This window comes from Bacillus sp. AFS002410 (assembly GCF_002556365.1).
Taxonomy (GTDB): domain Bacteria; phylum Bacillota; class Bacilli; order Bacillales; family Bacillaceae_G; genus Gottfriedia.
Window position 1 is genome coordinate 1 of the sequence record NZ_NUEU01000091.1, and the last position, 20,451, is coordinate 20,451.

At 34.7% G+C, this 20,451-nt stretch carries 10 protein-coding genes and 3 pseudogenes; 6 read left to right on the forward strand and 7 right to left on the reverse strand.

The window, feature by feature from the left end; all coding sequences use genetic code 11:
- Window positions 1–395: 395 nt before the first annotated feature.
- Window positions 396–587: a transposase gene (locus CN692_RS27265; protein WP_179865710.1), complete on the reverse strand. Its 192-nt coding sequence runs from the start codon at window positions 585–587 to the stop codon at window positions 396–398.
- A gap of 602 nt (window positions 588–1,189) precedes the next feature.
- Here CN692_RS27265 and CN692_RS22735 point away from each other — a divergent pair.
- Window positions 1,190–1,888 (forward strand): annotated as a pseudogene (locus CN692_RS22735) (BCCT family transporter); the annotation flags it as partial.
- Between the two features lie 269 nt (window positions 1,889–2,157).
- On the opposite strand, the gene CN692_RS26865 reads toward CN692_RS22735, so the two are convergent.
- Complete coding sequence (locus CN692_RS26865) at window positions 2,158–4,029, reverse strand: hypothetical protein (protein ID WP_098121409.1); 1,872 nt, start codon at window positions 4,027–4,029, stop codon at window positions 2,158–2,160.
- Window positions 4,030–4,461: 432 nt separating this feature from the next.
- Here CN692_RS26865 and CN692_RS22745 point away from each other — a divergent pair, with 432 nt between their 5' ends.
- A complete protein-coding gene (locus CN692_RS22745; protein WP_098121410.1) occupies window positions 4,462–4,875 on the forward strand; it encodes an MFS transporter in 414 nt (137 codons plus the stop codon).
- Window positions 4,876–5,339: 464 nt separating this feature from the next.
- On the opposite strand, the gene CN692_RS22750 is transcribed toward CN692_RS22745, so the two are convergent.
- The 5 genes and pseudogenes from CN692_RS22750 to CN692_RS22765 all read right to left on the reverse strand — a co-directional run.
- Window positions 5,340–6,482 carry a Ger(x)C family spore germination protein gene (locus CN692_RS22750; protein WP_098121411.1) on the reverse strand — a complete coding sequence of 381 codons (1,143 nt, stop codon included), beginning with the start codon at window positions 6,480–6,482 and terminating at the stop codon, window positions 5,340–5,342.
- Complete coding sequence (locus CN692_RS22755; RefSeq protein WP_098121412.1) at window positions 6,479–7,576, reverse strand: GerAB/ArcD/ProY family transporter; 1,098 nt, start codon at window positions 7,574–7,576, stop codon at window positions 6,479–6,481. The genes CN692_RS22750 and CN692_RS22755 overlap by 4 nt, the downstream gene beginning before the upstream one ends.
- Window positions 7,577–9,013, reverse strand: coding sequence for a spore germination protein (locus tag CN692_RS22760; protein WP_098121413.1), 1,437 nt, complete (start codon window positions 9,011–9,013; stop codon window positions 7,577–7,579).
- Between the two features lie 142 nt (window positions 9,014–9,155).
- Window positions 9,156–9,305, reverse strand: a complete 150-nt coding sequence (locus CN692_RS27270) for a hypothetical protein (RefSeq protein WP_179874524.1) — start codon at window positions 9,303–9,305, stop codon at window positions 9,156–9,158.
- A gap of 447 nt (window positions 9,306–9,752) precedes the next feature.
- Window positions 9,753–10,184: pseudogene (locus tag CN692_RS22765) on the reverse strand (LysR family transcriptional regulator substrate-binding protein); the annotation flags it as partial.
- A gap of 1,503 nt (window positions 10,185–11,687) precedes the next feature.
- Between CN692_RS22765 and CN692_RS22775 the strand changes: the two are divergent.
- The 4 genes and pseudogenes from CN692_RS22775 to CN692_RS22795 all read left to right on the forward strand — a co-directional run.
- Complete coding sequence (locus CN692_RS22775) at window positions 11,688–15,869, forward strand: S8 family serine peptidase (protein ID WP_098121416.1); 4,182 nt, start codon at window positions 11,688–11,690, stop codon at window positions 15,867–15,869.
- A 1,369-nt stretch (window positions 15,870–17,238) separates the two neighbouring features.
- Window positions 17,239–17,724, forward strand: a complete 486-nt coding sequence (locus CN692_RS26870) for a reverse transcriptase domain-containing protein (protein WP_373605052.1) — start codon at window positions 17,239–17,241, stop codon at window positions 17,722–17,724.
- Window positions 17,725–18,520: 796 nt separating this feature from the next.
- Window positions 18,521–18,748, forward strand: a pseudogene (locus CN692_RS27275) (LysR family transcriptional regulator); the annotation flags it as partial.
- 834 nt (window positions 18,749–19,582) lie between these two features.
- Window positions 19,583–20,451: protease inhibitor I9 family protein (locus CN692_RS22795; RefSeq protein ID WP_179874525.1), on the forward strand; the 869-nt coding region annotated here is incomplete at its 3' end.

Sequence of the window (20,451 nt, forward strand, 5' to 3'; positions counted from 1 at the left end):
AACGCGGCATGGGAGTCTACCATGAAAAAACCTCACGGTATAGTGTGAAAAAAGGGCACATCTACCATGAAAAAACCTCACGGTATAGTGTGAAAAAAGGGCACATCTAAATAAGACGTCTTTATATTATTTTTAAAAATCGTTTCAAAGTAAATAAATTAGAGAAATAATTAATGATTGATGGATTAAGAGACTTCTTCTATCGATACAGAATACCCTAATTTTTCTAGTCTTCGAACTGAATGATAGACTATTGATACTTCTTTTTGTTTGTCTTAATAATCTTCTCCTAAGTCTCTGTACATTTCTTTTCTAGTCAGAGGATAATAGGCGATTCTTAACATGGCATGGGCTACTACTATTCCTGCTCTTTTCCTACCTTTTCGTGATGCTGTTCATCGATACATTGCTCCAAGGTAGTTTTTGGACGCACCCACTGAATGTGCGGCTTTAGTTAAGGTTGACTTTAAATACTTATTGCCTTTTTTGGATTTAGTTGATTTTCTTTTACCAGCACTTTCATTATGTCCAGGAACTATTGCTGCCCAGGAACATAATCGAGGTGCACTTCCATATTGGTTCTCCAAATCTGTTCCAATTCCATCTGCGACAGTCTGTGATGCACCGTGATTGTTGGAGTCAGACTAACTGTTGGGCTCTAATGGCACCATAGTTTATCGACCTTCCTCACCCAGCCATAGAAGAAGTATTGACGATTTTTATCTATTTTCATTTGCTGTGGTGCAGCGCTTGCGCTGAATGGGTGACTAACTGGCAGTATCATTTAAGTGTAATTATTCACAATTTGTATATTAAATGAATTCACTCCTATCAAAAGGCCTCCCTACTATTAGGAGAAACCACTAAAAAACCTGCGTTTTTCATGGGGCTTAGAGATATTGAAAGTTATTAAGATTTGTTTCAATTTTATGGCCCTTATTATTCAACAAAATAGAATACTAGTCTTATCGATTTATTTCAAATTCATTTCATAATTATGAATTACATGAGAAAACGAAACAATATTTATATATTTGTAACAGAATCTTAATTTGGATGTTATGAATATTACATAAATATTATAGAAACTTTAGTTTTTAGTAACAAGAAAGAGAATTAAGTAATATTACCTTTATAATTTAAAACGTGTAAACAGTTCATTTAAAAATGCATAAAGGAGTGGTAAAAAGTGCGAAGGACAAGAAATAAAATATTTTTAATATCATTAACCATTACATCGTTATTTATTATTTGGTGGATTGTACCTGCAAATTGGATACCAGGTTATGATTTAAAAAATGTTACGTCTAGTATGAACGAATATATATTACATAACTTTGGATGGTTTTATTCAATTCTTATGACAATTATATTATTATTGGCCATTTATTTGATTTTTTCAAAATATGGTTCAATTCGATTAGGTAAAGATAATGAAAGACCTGAATTCGGTTACTTCACTTGGCTAGCAATGTTATTTGGAGCTGGAATGGGAATTGGATTATTATTCTTTGGAATTGCTGAACCGATTTCACATTTAAGTTCACCTTTATCAACTCAATCAGGATCAGAAGAAAGTGCGCGTTTTGCAATGCGATATTCGTTTTTTCATTGGGGATTACATCCGTGGGCATTATACGCAATTGTCGCTTTAGCTATTGCATATTTTACATTTCGTAAGGAAAAACAAGGAACGATTAGCTCAACAATTATTCCGCTATTTAATTCAACTTCATCATCATGGATAGGTCTTACTGTAGATGTTTTGGCTGTGCTTGCGACTGTTTTCGGGATTGTGCCTTCAGTAGGTATTGGAGCTCAGCAAATTTCAGGAGGTTTAAGCTATCTATTCCCCTCATTTCAAAACACGCTTATAACGCAACTTATTTAATTAGGATAGCAAAAAGAAAAGTCAGTGGTAACTTTCAAATTACCACTGACTTTTTCTTGTACTGATTAGCACATATTTTCCTGACATTACTCAAATAATATGTGTGAATAATGTAAATGATGATAAGTTAATAACAACTATGTGATATATAACAACTATGCGATATATAAATACTATGATACTAACATATGTCTTACATTATATATTAACATATATATTGTTAATGAGGAAAGAGAAACAGAAAAACTCTAACCAATTTTCAGTAATTAGAGTTTTAATTTTCTTGCTTTTCCTTTTAGCCAATTTAACATCTTCTCGTCATTTTTCTTATTTTGTCGCTTATTTTCCTTTCGGATATACCGTGAAAGGGTAGTGTGAGCGATTCCCATTTCTTCTGCAGACTGGCGAATACTTAGACCTAAGGAATCAATCATCTCTTTCATATTTTCTGGTGTAAGAGTTACCTCTGTTGAAATAGTGAAATCGAATGATTGTTGCTCAGGTTCTATTGTGGGTTTGGGATCCATCTTTTTTGATAATTCCAAAATAGGTAATTGTTTTTCTAATTCATATTCAACAGATGCAGCTATTTCACTTCTAGCAATTTCTGATTGATTTGTGAGAAGTTCTTCATGACTTTGAGAAGCTATCTTTTCATAGCTGAATTCTTGCATACGTTCGATTATTTTTTCGTCAATTGTATAGTTCGAATTTACCAACAGCTTTTTTTGATTTTCTTTTACGACAATATCGGTTGGTAGAATGATCAAATTGAGTTTAGACCAATAGTTTTGAAACCAGCCTTTTTTACCGACTTGTTCTTCATCTACTGATTCCGTATAATACCAACTTTTAATTACAACATCTTTTTGTAATTCATCTAATACGTTTTCAAACTTGTCCCTCTTTTGTACTCCGTTGTAACGTGTAGAAATATCCATAACTTTTAACAGAGTTGATACTTTAAAAGGTTGCTGTAATGTACGTTTAATCGTTCGAATTTTCCATTGAAGGTTTAAGTACCGGGTTAATCGTTTGTGCTCACGTTGTGTGAAATGGCTATATTGAAAGACTTTTAGGTCTAACAAACCAAGTGATCGGCTAGGACCATCTAAATAAGGTGTTAAAATAGATGTTGGTTTTACTTGTACTGCATAGATTCCTTTTGGTTCTCCAGATTTTTTGTCATACGCCACACGTATTTTTCCAATTTCAAACATTCTCTGAAAATCTTTGAACTTATAGAGCTCATTGTCCTGAATTTCTTGAGTATTTACCACTTTTACTTTCTGATCACCAAGTGATATCCAAATACTTGAAAGTGCAGCAACCCGTTTCATGATATTGAATCGATCCTCTTCACGAAAATCGAGCACTTGTCCTTTAGCCGACCGTTTTTTTAGATTTCTAAGTCGCAGGGCATCATTACTATGAAATTCAATATACCCGTCATTGCTTTTGGGTGATACCATCCATAAATAGGTAATTAAATCAAAAAGATCCGCGGTCATTTCATCCAATGAATGGATGGTGGATTCAATCAACTCTAGCCACATTTCTTGTTGATCAGAGGTTAAATCGATATTTTGTGATTCAAAGGGTCTAAGCTCGGCCAATCCTCTTACTTTTCCACGATTGTCTATAATCTCAGTTGCCAAGTAGCCTTCTTCTCCTTCTTTAAAATCCTTTTTCTTTGTCACGATATCCCTCATCAGATGGTAGTCCATATCCATACTGGAATAAATATAATCACGTTTTAACACATCATCAATTTTTTCTTCGTTTACACTTCGTTTTACTTCATCATTGGGAAACTCGTGAACAAAGTGGCCTGCCAATATCACTTTGATGGTGTCCGCATATTTTTCAACTGCTTCATTAATCATTTGTTTTGTTATATATTTTTCAAAATATAAAGTTTGAGTGAATAAGAAAAATAATGCTCTAAAGCTTGGGCCCATTGCATTGCAGGGGGACTGGTACCTAACCTCATCTTCTGTCATACGATAGGCTTCCATTTTCCATCTCTCAAGGATATACTGGCGATCTTGAAATAGTCGTTTCGTTTCTTCAAATATACAAATTTTTAATATTTCGTAGTTTAAAATCTGATGATCTAGTACTCTTTCATATTTCACAGACAAGAACATCCTCTCAATTTGCACCAAGTAATGTGCAAAATATCATATCTCTTTACTTATTTTATCATAAAATGCACCACAAGATTGTAATAAACTCAAGGATTTGTCACAAAATGAACAGAAAATGCACCAAATACTACACAGGTTCCGCTGAAAAAGATAAAACGCACCAAATACTATACAGATTCCGCTGAAAAAGATAAAACGCACCAAATACTATACAGAATTCGCTGAAATAGATAAAACGCACCAAATGGTACACAGGTTCCGCTGAAATAGATAAAACGCACCAAATGGTACACAGGTTCCGCTGAAATAAATAAAACGCTCCAATATGTACAGTAAAACCTTTTTTTTTTCAATTCATAGTATAAAATGTACCATTCAGCAATTAATGATTATTGCTACTACTATTAATGGAATGCTACATTGGGTTATAGTTTTGCACCAAATGTTGAGGTTATGATTTTTTTCCGCATGCTACATAGGGCCAGTATTAGTATTACCAACGTGATCACTCTTGCTTGGACTACCGATTTTATACCTGTAAAAAAGATGGGTGAGGGTATAGGTTGTTTTGGAATCAGTCAAATTTTGTCTACAACGATTGGTCCAGCAATTGGGATAAGTTTATCAAGTCGAATTGGAACTTCAAAGGCATTCATATTAACAGCACCAATGTATCTATTAGCAGCATTATGCATTACTTTTGTATCGAATAAAAAACAGGAACTTCTAGATAATACGGTTGTTAAAAAAAGGAAATTTGGTCTAAAAGATATAATAGCATTTCAAATATTGCCTCTTTCTTTAATTGCTGCCTTGTTCCAAATAGCTGTGTAATAAAAGTTGTTACACAAGTAAAACCCCTTCAGATACAAATGATGGGGGGCGAATACTATTTTTCTCGAGGATAACGAATAAAACGCCTGTAAAAATTATGATAGAGCCAATCCAAAACGTTACGCTTACGTATTAAGTGGCATTTAAAGTGATTGACCTCGTGATCGAAGGATTCGATCAAGCACGTCATATGTGGATTTTTACGGAACGTTTCGAGAATGTAAGTGAGCAAATTAAAAATGAGCTCGGACGCGGAGCGCGACACTCTTTACTGGAAGAGGGCTGTACAAACGCGAAAAACAGCATGTCATTTTCTTGTTGTCACACGTCTCGAAGAATCGCGTGTAAAAGGAATCGTGCAAGAAGAATACGCAGGTGCCTTCTTAACAAGTAATCACAGCCATGATTTGTGAAAAAGCATATCTACAAAAAAAGGTTTCTCGGTTGTGAGAAACCTTTTTTAGCTATTTCTTACTCGCATTCAAAATATTCACTTCGAATTTTGGCTCAATTGATACGCGTTGGTAGTCTTTACGCCAATCTAGAGACTTCCAAATCTTCGGATGGAATGCTTTCAGTTCTTTCCCAATCCCAAGTGCATCACTATTCGCACGTTGCATCGTTTGAATCGTATCGACTGCTGTTTTTTCTAGCTCTCGACTCAGCGTTTTTTCCATCCGATTGACGTAACCGGATGTCAATTGTTCTGTGCCTTTTCCGAGTTCATAGACATTAATTTGCATGTGGACGTTCATTTTCACCTTTGGGAATCCCTTTGAATCAACCGAGACAGTAATGGTTGAATTCTTTTTTTTGATGGAATACCCATATGTATCTTGGTTCTTATTCGCTTTCGAAGAATGTTTCTGACCAACGTCATGTAACTGTCCGGTAAATTTTTGCTTTCTGATTTGTTCATTTAACAGGAGCATGAGCGTTCGCGTTTGATTTTGGTCTAGTTTCGTTTTTGTGCTTTTTCCTTGCTTGAATAAGAGCGAGCCATTTAATTCAACGCCTGTTTTGGTTTCTTTAAACACAGGTAATGCGAAATCGTCAAACGGCTCTGCTTGCGAGAGGATGAAATACATCATCGAAACGATTGGAACGGTATTATTTTGTTCGAGTGATTTCATATACTTGTTTAAATCATTTGGAAATTCTTTATTTGTTTTCATTTTTGTGTCTAAAAAAGTTGGTAGGTCTCCTTCAAACACCACAAGTGGCGTACTGATCGACGCATAGGGAGCATGTAGTAAAAAAGCCAGTTCGGAAATTGGATTGTCCGATGCGATTTCCTCACTCATAAAATAGACTCTTGTGCTAATTCCTAAGAAAGGTGTGCGTTCTTTAAAATCACCGCTACCAACCGCTTCTACTAAGGTTTTCCCTTTTAGATTGAGGACCGTGGTAATTGGGTCGCCTGTTCCTTGTCCGGCGCTTCTCAGTTTTGTCACTACCAGATAGAGGTCGGCGTCTCCGCTTTCTTTGTCCCGATCCAAACCAGCGATGTCCACTAAGTTTAAATTACGAAGCTGTAAACGATCCCAACAACCTGTCAAAAGTGGGACAAAACACATCATCATAAGCAAAACGGCAACCTTTTTCATTCTTTCGCCACCTTTCCTCGTACAAATGAAACAATTAGAAGGAATACCGGAAGCGCACTTGTGAATAGAAACGTCGTCTTGTTATGAAAATCGATAAAAGAAAACAGTGATTGTCTGTCCGCGAAGAAACTACCAATACCAAATACGACACTCGCGATGAGCCAGACGATCAACACGTGACGATGGTTTTCTTTCCGACCAACAAAGGCTAGATATCGGGCGGACAAAAATAGATAAACAAATGCTGTGATCGTCGTGACAGATAACCAAATGGTCATAAAGACAATATCTAAACTTTGAACAACAGGCCATCTGAACTTTCGAAGAATAAACACCATTGGTTCCGAAATAAGATTCAATTGGTTTTCACTGAAGTTGTACGTGACGATAACCGAGATTACGAAGTAAATCAAAGTGGTTATGCCATTAGCGACGGACATGGCAAGTAAGATCTGGGATTTTTTACGACACGCCACGAACGGAAACGCGTAGAGGAGAAGATCGTATCCAGCGTATGCCCATAAAGAAGGAACTGAATCCTTTAAAATCGCGACAATTCCATGTGTTCCGATCGGAAAAAAATGGCGCCAATCTCCTTTTCCATATCCACTAATACAAATGATGACCAAACAAACGAAAAACATCCCTGTGAATGACTGGGTAAGGGTTGCAATGGAACGAAGCGACGATGCAGCAACAAATGCGACGATGAAAACCGATAGACCGATGAGAACGAACCATGGTGTTTCAAATAACACCCACCTGTTCATGACATCAGCATACGATACAATGACCATTAGTGTCGATTCTGCACAATAAGCTGCAAATAAAATATTGACGAGGATGCCTAACGGTTTTCCAATGATCGACACAATGTACTGTTGTAAGCTCTGATTCGGATAGCGTTTGCCAAGTTGATAGATCATAATGATCACAAGTTGCGCGAATACCCCCCCAAGTAGAATACTCATCCATGAATCATAACCAGAACGGCGAGATTCACTGTAAGGAATCGATAACGCATGCACGCCGATTTGAGTTAGAATCACGAGGCAAACGAGTTGATTGAGGGAAATTTTTTTTAAATGAAACATCTAGTTCCCCCCTTTTTTTGACTTTAGTCTTGTTTCATCTTTCGCCATGCTTTCTTTCGGGCGCTTTTTCAAAAACCTGATTGGCAAGCGAAACAGTGTATCTTGAAAAGTATCTCCATTAAACCAGACGTAAAAGTATGGTATGCCCATGGTATTCAACTGAACTAAATGCGTCATCAACAGAATCGTTGCGATTTCTAACCCGATCAGTCCGAAAATCGACGACATGATGATGAACGGATAGGTGAGCAGACGTGCTGCACTACTCATTTCATAAGACGGCACAATAAAAGATGCGATGCCTGTTAGTGCGACGATGATGACCATCATATTGGAAATGAGATTGGACTGAACAACAACTGTCCCAATCACGATCCCGCCGACCACACCAATCGTCTGACCAATCGGATTTGGGAGACGAACGGTTGCCTCTCGTAAAACTTCGAGGACGAGTAGCATCGTGATGGCTTCTAAAATCGGTGGCATCGACACATATTGCATCGAGCTTTGAAACGTAAGCGCGATCTCAAATGGGAGAATACGGGGATCAAACGTCACAAGTGCCACGTAGAACCCAGGTAAAGCAATCGCGAAAACAAAACAAACAATGCGAAGAAAGCGTAACGTACTCCCAACCAACCAACCAATTTGATAATCATCTGGGCTTTGAAAAAATGACCAGAACGACACTGGAAGGATAAGTGAATCAGGCGAACCATCTGTCAAGATCGCGATTTTCCCGTCCATCAGGTAGGAACGTACCCGGTCTGGACGTTCGGTAATAAGTACTTTTGGGAACAGTGAGAATTGTTTGTCTTCGATGAGTTCTTGGACGAATCCAGGTGCCTCCACATAATCAATGTCGACTGTTTCAAGCCGACGTTCAAACTCATTTAACAACACGTCATTTGCGAGCGAACGCAAATAAATGATCGCGACTTTTGTATTGGAACGTCGACCCAGTTGATACGATTTCACCGCCAGATCTGGTGTTGCAATGAGCTTTCGAAGCAAATTCAAATTTGTGTTCAAGTTTTCATTCAGGGCTTCGTGTGAACCGCGTAGGACACGTTCATTCATTGGGAAATTGACCGCACGTTCTTTGATGATTTCGGTTCCAAGTAAATAGAGTGTGGCTTCACCTTCCAGTTGAACCACTGTTTTCCCTTCGACCAGTTCATTTGACGCAACGGAAAGAAGATCCGTTTCATTGTAATCGAGGATGGAAACGGCTTCTTTTACACTGCTGTTTTTAAGTTGAAGTAAAGGACGGATGATATGTTCTTGAATTTTGGCCGATTCAACCATTGTGTCCAAGTAAAATAATCGATAGTGTCGATCGCCTGTTTCGACATCGGTAGTTTTAAAGTCGGAACTATCACCTAACAGTTCTCGAAGTGATTTCTCGTTCTGTTCGAGCGATGTATCTGCTTTCATCGCGGTTTCATCCTTTCTCGGAAATTAGAAGTTTACTCTATTATTCCCTCATCACCTGTCACTATTCGGTTTAAAAGCAGCAGATGTTGACCAATCAATCACCAAAAAATGCATTAAAAAGCCCTTAGGGCTTTTTAATGCATTAGATGTCTTCGCTCGTTAGGCGCATGAGGTCGCGTTTTTCACGGAGACCATCGTGAATGACGCGGGTACTTTGGCTCGTAATGCTTTTTTGGAGTAGGTTTCGCATGGGTCGACTGTTTGAAAATTTCTCGTTTCGGTCGGCGTACAGTGCGGAATTAGAAAAATGTGGTAATTTAGGTTGTTTAAGATTTTAAGTTACTTGGAAAGTCGTTTTGCTTTTTAACAGGGCATAAATCCAATGTAATAGTTTGTTTACTCAAGCAATAACTGTTACTTGAATAAGAGGGGCCAAATAAGTAATCAAAAACATGTCAAAACAAACATCAAACAATATAATTTTAGGGAGCAAATAATACTTTAATAAATGAAAAAAAGATCTTCAATTAGGATCTTTTTGCATTTTGTTACCTATTTTTTATTCTTTATCATCATGGGTATTTGTGCGGACTGTTAATCAGCTTCTTTAAACCAGTATGATTGGTTTTATTAAAAATCTTAAACGAGATTTTGTTTAAAAGTATTTGTATTTTGTTTGCTATGTTCGGATAATTTCTTACATTTTAACCGAACAATGCCAAATGAAAAGCGAAGTGGGCTAGGAAACACAAACGGAATTGGTAATGATACTACCGTTTTGAATACCAGTTACTTTATTCAAAAATAAATTCATCGTAATAATTATACTCAAACCTTCTGATACTGCTTCAGTAATAACGTTCACGTTGTTTGTTGTAAATAATATATTCAAATTAGGGATATAGTTAATAAGTTCATTTGCGTACATAGTCATTATAGGGTCTTCCGTAAGAATCAAAGATTGATTAGCAAGGTCTTCAACTTGTATATCATCAAAAAAGGCAAGAGAAGAATTTTTGCTTGCATATAATACTGTGCCACCTTCGAACATTGTTTCAAATTCTAATTCGGGATTAGAATCAACCATTTCGTCAGTAAATATTGTAACACCGAAATCAGTCTTCTCCGTTTTTACATCTAACAAAATTGCATTAGGTTTTTCTTCAAAGACGTCTACTTGGCTGTAAGAATACTTTTTTTATAAGAAATTAACGCACTAGGTATAATTAACATAGCGTTCGGGCTGACAGATAATGATATATTTACTTTTTCTGGATATAGCTTTTGATGCGCAAAAATGGAGATATCCTCTATCTTTAGCTTAATTTCCTGCGCTTTCCTTACAATGAACTTTCCATCATCTGTAAGCTCAGCACCCAATCTAGAACGAATAAAAATCTTTCTAAGCTAGTGTCACTTTATAGATTAAAAACAAAATAATGGTTCCTATAAAGCTACGTAAGGCTAGCCTATGAATAGCTTTTAATCATGCATAATTTTTACCCCTTTCATTGGCTTAGGAGTGGGTGATTTTAGTAAACGGAGGGTGGTTAAGAATTTTAGTTCACGCACTCCAAGCACGTTGAGTGTGTGGCGCAACTTATTTTAAAGTAAGGCAGCAAGCCCATTTGGGCGCTGCTTTTTTACTTATAATAAAAGATTGAAAAAATTATATTGAATTGTAACTGTACCACTAATATTACAAGTGACGCGATTAACTAGTACTTTTAAAACTTTTGGAGTAATTTCGTTCATTTAAATAACGTCTTTTAATGAATTTTTTAGATTAAGTTTGTATTTTTCATCATTACAAGTATTCAGTTGACATTCTAATTGAACTAATTCTCCTTGCAATTTATTAATTTTCCCATTAGTTATTTCACGATAATCGTTTAGTTCAACGGCAGAAATAATACGATGTAGGTGAGATTTTTGCCTTTTCAAATACCTTTTTTACTGAAAAACGTTCGAAAATTTATAGATGTTTAGAATAACTACCCAGAAAAATAAATTCCTTTAAGTCAGACAAAAGAACATACCAAAAAAGATGCTACTCATTCGTTAAAAAATGAGAGCGTCCAAAATTATAGACGTTGACTTAAAGTTGGATTGGAGGGAATAATTACAAGTTTCGACAGTTTTATGCATTTTCATTCTCTATGGTGAAGCACTGATTTAGTTGGCTGACACATGCTGTAGTGGAATATCCGGAAGTTTATAAGAGGATTTGGATCAAAACTACTTTAAAGAAGCTTTCAATTTCGTTTATAGTTTTCTAGTTTCTTGTCGAAAAAACTATTTTATACTAAATCAACAGTATTTAATAGTTTTGTACAATATTTCCCCAAATTTAGACTCCCTTCATTCATAAAATTTTGACAAAATAATTAACAAAATATTGGTGAATAATGAAAGTTCTACATAAACTACATCTTAACGACAATTTTTTTAAAAAAATTGATGGAAAAAAGCGTATTTTGAATCATGTATTTATGCGTATTTCCCCAATTTACACAACTCCAAATCTCCTTAATAATTGTAAGTGCTTATGTAATTGTAATAAATCAACAAAATAGATGAATTCTAAATAAATACTTAAAACCGATTAGAATCATTGTTTCGTAATTCATTGCACTACATTTGTAATAAAAAGACAGAGACTTGGAGGAAGAAAATGGGGAAAAAAGCAAACAACAATAGTAAGGTCGTGAAAAGCCTAGCTGTAGTTGCACTATCATCTAGTTTTATTTTAGGTTCACTTGGACATTTAGATCTTACAAAAGCTGCAAGTAATTCAAAGGTTGAAGATATTCTAGCAAACTTAACTCCACAACAAAGAGCCGCACTGAAAGTCCTTTCAACTAATGAGGAAACGGGTCTTCAAATTTCATCTGATATTGATCAAACTTCAACCAAACAAACATCAGTAATCGTACAGTTTGCAAATCAACCTACAAAAGTTGCTCAAATCCAAGCGAGCCTTCAAGGGCAAACTTTAACTGAAACCGAAGCAACGAAATTGATTAATCAAGATCATGAAACGTTTAATCAAGATGTTGGACAAGTATTAGTTGATAATAATAAAAAGGTAGATTACAAGGTTAATCGTTCATATAAAAATGCGTTTAACGGTGTTTCAATGAGCTTACCTGCTAATCAAATAAAAAATCTATTAAAATCAAAAGCAGTTAAAACAGTTTGGAGCAATGAAACATTTTCAATTGAACCACCTACTGCAGAAGATAATAATGCATTAAAGGCTGATGAGGCAAAGGTAGGTAACTATACGCCTTATGATGGACTAAATCGTTTACATGCTGAAGGTTTCACTGGTAAAGGAATTAAGGTAGGGATTTTAGATACGGGTATTGATTATCACCACCCAGATTTAAAGGACGCTTTTAAAGGTGGATATGATTTCGTTGACAATGATAATGATCCAATGGAAACAACATATGCTGACTGGAAGAAGTCAGGAAAACCAGAAACAAGCAACTCGTCACCTTACTACACAGAACATGGTACACATGTTGCTGGTATTATTGGTGGTCGTGGTAAAGCAGATAGCGAGTATAAAATGTTAGGTGCGGCTCCTGAGGCCGATATTTACTCTTATCGTGTACTTGGACCATATGGTAGCGGGACAACTGATGCCATTCTTGCTGGATTGGATCGAGCAGTGGGTGATGGTATGGACGTTATTAATATGTCTTTAGGTAACACGCTAAATGATCCGTTATATGCGACTTCAGTAGCTGTAAATAATGCTGTTTTAAGTGGGGTTACGACTGTTGTTGCAGCAGGGAATAGTGGTAATCAAAGTTATACACTAGGTTCACCGGCTGCTTCTGCTTTAGCACTAACTGTTGGTGCATCATCAATCTCACTTGATGTATACCAATACGCAGGCGTGCAAAATGGTGTTAATTACAATCTATTACAATTAGCAAGAAATTATACAGACGACTTAACTCAACTAAAAGGAAAAACATTCCAACTTGTAGATGTTGGCCTTGCTGGAACAGCAGCTGACTTTAACGGGAAAGATTTAAATGGCAAAATTGCTTTCATCAAACGTGGAACATACGCATTAACTGACAAAATCAAAAATGCAAAAACAAGAGGTGCTGTCGGAGTACTTATGTATAATGACGAAACAAACGCAGCTGAAGGAGCAATTCAATCATTTTTAGGTGAATCAGTTGATGCAGTACCCGCATTCTCCGTTTCAAATAGTGAAGGTAAAAAAATCTTAGCAGCTATTCAAGCAGGAAATACAAGCTTCACATTTGGTGACTATTCAAAAATTAAAACAGCTAGTGATGAATTAGCAGGATTCAGTTCAATAGGTCCTTCTCGTGTGAACTTTGATATTAAACCAGAAGTAACTGCACCAGGTGTTGCAATTATGTCAACTGTTCCGTTTTATGTTAACAATAAAACGTTAGATGGAACTCATCCTGAAGATTACAAATATGCATATGAGCGCTTATCTGGAACGTCAATGGCTACACCTTATGTAGCGGGTGTATCTGCATTATTATTACAGTCGAACAAAAATTTACAACCAGCAGATATCAAATCAATTTTAATGAATACAGCAGACCCGTTATCAAAAAATTATAGCGTGTTTGAAATAGGAAGCGGACGAGTTGATGCTTATGAAGCAATTCATTCAAATGTTGAATTACAAGTAAATGATCAAACTCCGACAATTAATGAAAGAGGTAAACTAAAAACGATTAAAGAATTAACTGGTGGTATGAGCTTCGGTTCATACGGATTCGATGACCAAGATATTGCTGATGACCGTACGGTTACATTGAAAAATCGAAGTGAAAAAGCAAAAACATTTAATGTGAAGGTTAATTTCCAAACAGGATTAAGGGGTTCATTAGATGCTGCGAAAAATAATGTAACGCTATCTGGACCAACTTCAGTTAAAGTAAATGGAATTAGCTCTAAAAACATACAGTTTAATTTAAATATTCCAAAGACAGCTGAAAAAGGAACATATGAAGGATATATCGTCTTCACAAATAATGCAGATCCAACTGAAACGTATCAAATTCCATTTGGCGGACGTGTTATTAATGAAGGGATTGATACCTTTACAGTACGATATCCAATGTATTCTGGTGATACAACGTGGCCAGAAAAAGCCTTACCATACCAAGGTTTTCAATTCTCATTAAAGTCATTTATGAAGACTTTAGATGTAGTATTACAAGATTCAACGGGTCAAGATATTGGTTACTTAGGGTCTTATGATCCTCGAACATTGAATGAAAATCAAGTTTATGCTAATGCTGCTGGATTTATTGGGGGGTACTATCCGTTGACAGGTGATCCAAAAAATCCGATTAGCAGTGATTATGCTTATGCAAAAACAGGTAACTACAAATTAAAACTGATTGGAACAAATGATCAGGGGAAAGTATTTACGAAAGTAGCGGATTTCATCTATGAAAAAGGAAAACCAACAATGACTTCAAGTTTTGATTCGTTAGATCAAAAAGTTATTGAATATGATGATAGTCAATTCGATTCAAACGGAGAATATTTATATGATTTCAATATTAATGTAAGTGATCCTGAAGTGGCTGATGCTAATCGTCTTGGAATTCCAATTGATCAATCAAGCAATGCAGTGGTTTCATTTTACGATTCGCCATATTCATCTCCTGCAATTAACACTGATAAAAATGGAAATTACAACGATCAAATACTAGTGAAAAAAAGGTCTACACCTCTAAAAGTTCAGTTTTATGGTTATGATGCTGCAAGAAACTTTACTGCAGGTTCTTCTTCAATGCTTAGGGTAGCTTTTGTTTTTAATACGTACCCTTACTATTACTTAAAAGCAAATAAACAAGTCGCTTCAACCGGAGATACGATAAATTATTCGATTCGTTCGAATAATATTAAAAACCTAAAAACATCTAAGATTACAATTCCAGTATTAAATGACAATGGTGACTTAGCTACAATTAATAATGTGGTTGTAAGTGATGCAGTTAAGCAATATGGGGATGCACAAGTATCTGTAACATCAACATCCGATGATATTATTACGAAATATACAATTACTTTTAATTATTTAGGAAATAAAGCATTACCAGAAGATATACAATTAGTAAATTTCGATTTAAATACAGCAAAACATTATTCTCCAAAGTCAGCTTTCTCTGTCAACTGGTTTAATATGGAAATGACTGGAACTGCAATTGATCAATCAAATGTAGAATCAAATAATGTATATACTTATATGGATAGTGTTAATATGAAAAACACATATTCAAGGATAAATGGTAACTTGAATTTAGAAGGAACGATGGATCCTTTAACAGGCCAACAGAATTTCGCGTTTGATAATACCAAAGTTGGTGCAAAAGTAACTGTAACGTCATATGATGGTAAAACTGTTTTGGAGGCTTCTCCAGTAAAAAATGGAAACTACATTGTAGATGGAATGAAAGCTGACAAAAATGCCTATACATTAAAAGTAGATGCACCAGGTCATTTTACGATGTATAAATCGTATGTACTATCAGATGACGTACGTGGAGAATCAATCGGAAATTTAAGAACTTTTTCCACTCAACCAAAAGCTGGGGATTCAAATAAAGATAATGTAATTGATATAATGGATGCATTATTTCTACAAACATACTGGGGAACAAATAAATCAGGAGCCGATTTGAACTTCGATGGAGTTGTTGATAAAAAGGATATGGATCTTCTTATTCATAACTATGGATTACAAAATAGTACAGTTCCAAATCCACCTAAAGCGAAAACTTCATATAAAGGTGCTACATTGGATACTGTGTTAAGTCAGCTAGGATTAAAATGATCCTAAACTAGTTGCTATTTCAAACGAAGAATCATTTTATGGTTTATTTCAGTAAATAAACAGTAATTAAATAGGATTTTAGTAGCCTTAGCCCTGTATTTTAATGGGTTAAGGTTTTTTAATTACATTTGAATCAATCACTCTCGTGTTCAAAAAGCATCAGTATAGCATCTGGTCAGCGATTGATAGGTCGATGAATGACCAAATAAATGTTTCTACATTATTCTTCTTAAACCACTTTTAATGGTGATTGTCCATTTTCATAGAAAGTATATTCTGAATCGAGTGCGTTTATTAGGAAAGCGTATCTTTTTTCAGGCGTGCATTCGATTCCTATAGAAATTTGTGAAACATGAAAAGATTAATGTCTTTTTCGACTACCACATTATTTATAAGGTAAAGATTCATGTGAAATAAAGGATCCATCGAGCTACGATTGTACTTCTTCATCCATTTCGTCCTCCAGTCTATTTTAAATAGTTTGAGCATGCACATCTATGGGAGATACGAAGTAGATATTTCCAAATTCATGTTAACTTTCAATTCCTTTTTTAAAGTATAGAAAAAGTGGTCATTATTAATTTGAAAATTGAACAATTACCTCATTTAATAATGTGGAAAAGCATTCTAGAAAGTCCCATTAGATTTCCATCAATTCGGCCGCAAAAGGATTGTTGAAATTATAATTTACAAGAAAAAATTGGTTTCTTAAGTTAATTAAAGAATTTAAAGAAAATTTATATTGTCCATTTAATTTTGATCATTATTTAGATTAAAGAGATGATAATCTCACCAACATTTCATGTATTGCCAGTTGCATACTTTACTTGTTGAATGTGTGGAGCAACTCATTTTAAAGTTGGAGCCAACAAATAAGCTTCTAACAAACCGAATAAATCCTTGCGAAAATCAGAATTAACCTCTGATAAGGTAAGAGTAGAGAAAAGGAAAAAGGGACGCAGGTAGTCACCTCAAGACTTTTCCCTATTTTTTTATTAGGCATTTATTTTAATTGTTTTAATGGTGTTAAAAGCTGTGATAACGCAAGAGAATCCGGATAAATATAAGTGGGAAAAATAGAGTCCAAAATAATTAATAGTCCAATCTCCAATGAAAATGCTATATTCCCCCAAATTAAGTGTCAATATCATTCGAATTTCTACAAAAAATGTTTTAACTCATTTTTCTATTTTAAATTACAAAATACAACATCAAAATTTAAATTCATGTAGATTTATGTATAAAAAACTTAATGAAGATCATAGAGTATTTCCCTAATACACACGAGTAAAAACTTGTCCTATAATTTGTGTTAGATAATTAATATTGGGTGATTAATTTCGTACAACATAGAATCGGTGACCCTAGAATGATTAGTCTAATCAAAAGGTGGTTAAAAGCTGGTGTAATGGAAGGTAAGGATACATATGTCAGTGAAACAGGGACACCGCAAGGTGGCTCGATCAGTGTACTGTTAAGCAATATTTACCTACACTATGTTTTGGATTTATGGTTTGAAAGAGCGATAAAACCAAGACTCAAAGTTGAGGCATATCTAATAAGGTATATTGATGATTTTGTGGTGTGTTTCCAATTTCGATCAAATGCGATAAGGTTTGGAGAAGTTCTTAAGAAAAGACTAATGAAATTTTCGTTAGAACTTGAGCTTAATAAGACATTTGGACGATTTGACAGTAAACATGCCAAACAAAAAGGAAGAAAATTGGAAACCATTTACTTCTTAGGGTTTATACATTATTGTACTAGAAATCGTAAAGGAAATTTTAGGGTAGGTAGAAAAACTGAAAAGACTAGATTTAGACGAAGCGTTAATAAAATACAGGAAATTCATTGAACCATCAGGCATTGGTCAATAAAAGACCAGACTGAAAAACTAAATCAAATTCTTAGAGGTCATTATAACTACTATGGAATGGCTGGTATCCTTTGGACAATAACTAAAATCTATAAAATAACGGAACGTTACTGGAGAAAAATGTTAAGTAGTAGAAGTCAAAAGAGTTATATAACTTGGGAGGAATTTAACCAGATTAAATCGATTTTTCCTCTAGTGCAACCTAAACTTTTAATTCCATTTTCGGAATTGAAGATGTACGCAAAACTGTGAAGCAATTTCTGAAGTGCCCGGTGCGGGAAATCTGCACGCCGGGTTCTGTGGGGGGCTGGGTCGCTAATTGAGCGATCCCTCTACCCGGAGATGGAGGACAATTTACCACAAAGTAAAAAGATTCCCTTCTACTCGACTAGTTGGACAGATGAAATAAAGCTACCAGATTTAAGGTAACATAATGATGGCTATGGTAGTTTTCGATAATATAATTCTTACAATCCTTCCAAAATCCTTCACTACATATTAAGTAATTGTAAATGGTGACCCCCTAACATTTATGGTTTAATATGTCATGTAACATATCATAATTTATTTGAAGTTTTATTATTATGATTTTTATGGAAATTAATATTATTTAAGGTAGGGATTTTTAAAAAGGGCTATTAAGCAATAAATAATTAGAATATATTACTTAATCGAATTATTTGAAGAGAAGAAGTTAGCAAGAGTGAATCAATGATCAAATAATATCATGAGCACAATAGGAGGATTCATGAATATTTAACGATTAGTATATCTCTCAGAAGTTGCAAAAAGTGGTTCTTTTTTGATTGCATCGCTAATGAATTTTGTTAGTGAATCGGTCATTAGACAATCGATAAATAAGTTAGAGAATGGATTAGGATTTAAATTATTTAAGTCGTGCAAAAATTCTAAAGTAGTACTTACTTTAGAAGGACTACAGTTGATATCACTAGTTAATGAATTATTAATAGAATATCGGGAGTTAGAACAATTGGTTAAATGAATTAAAAATAATTCTTATAGTTATGTTAATGATATGTATGATGTGAGTGTATTATAGGGTTTGTTTAGAGCAACTACTTGGTCAGTAGTTGCTCTATTTAAAACGTGAGCAGTACTGTTAAACGTACGATCACTATTAAGTAAGAAAAAAAGCAATGGCTTAATCAACTCGTATTTGATTCTCGTGATTTTTAGTCATGAGAGGAAAATACGAGTTTTTTTGTTTTGTTGAAAGTTCTTAAAATTGAGAGTAAGAAAATGTAGTGAGATAGATGATGAGCAATCGGACAAAGTTTTTATTAGTATCCAGTACAACTAAGTTCTATATTGTAGCTCTTGATTGTTTGAACAAATGAGAAATCAATAAATTTAACTTGTCTACCAAGGAGATGATCTTCCGTTACTGAATCTTCTAAACTAACAAATTCTACTTCATGTTGGGATTGATTGGTTTTCGTTAAAAAGAGATTAAAATGTAGAATCATATCGGAATATGATATTAAATACTCATTAAAAAAGATGTAAAATATTGGATTTGAATAAATATTCAGATGATTTTTCATAAAAACAATCATATTACCCCAAATTTAACAAAGGAATTCGTGTTTATTTTTAGTAAAATACTACTCTATCTATTGGAATTTTCGGATTTAATTAAAAATTATGGGGTATTTTAACAATTTTGTCGAAAAAAGTCGGAATAAAAAGTGAAATATTAACCCAATACACGAAAGTTGTTGCAACATGTAAAATTAACTTACCGTTTAAACTATTTAGAAAATTCAAGAGATTCAAACGGTATATGTGAATGATTTAATTATTTGGGGGGGAAATCATGAAAGAGAGAAAAGTGTCTAGTAAGAGTAAGAGGCCAACTAAGAAGATTATGTCGATCTTTGCGTTGAGTTCAATGTTTTTAAACGTTGTGATACCTCATAGTTATGCAAGTGGAAACACTGCTGAAACAAAGCTTAATCAGCAAAATTTATCTAGTAATACCTTTAATGCAGATGAAGTAAACCGTATTCTTGACGGACTTACTGCTGAGCAAAAAGCAAACATTAATAAGCTTACTGGGGCAGATGATGCTGAAAAAATCCGTGTAGACAAAAAGGACTTAATTGGTTCAAAAAAAGTTAATGTAATTGTTCAATTTAAACAAGATCCAGCTAAAATTCAAATCATTAAGCAATCTTTAGCTAAAGGTGGGGCTACTGCAAATAGTCAAGCGTTTGAAAGCGAATATACAGATGCTAAAAATAAAGTTAATGATTCACATGCAAATTTTAAGAGCTTTTTAAATACACAACCAAAAACTACAATTGTTGGCGGGAAAACTGTAAATACGGGAATTAGTATTACGCGAGAATTTACAGATGCATTTAATGGAGTAGCACTAACTTTACCAGCGAATTTAGTTCAAAAGCTTGTAGAAAGTCCAGATGTTGCGTCTGTTTGGTCTGAAGTAGAATATTCTTTACCAGATGAAGGGAAATCCCAAACTACAGCAACAAGTAAATCTGTTGGCAAACCAACATCAGCGCTTACTTATTTAGGGATTGATAAACTTCAAGCTGATGGTAACACAGGTATCATTAAATCAGGTCCACGCGCTGGTCAAAAGGTTAAAGTTGGTGTATTAGATACAGGTATCGATTACAACCATCCTGATCTTTATAAAGCTACACATGATGAAAATGGACA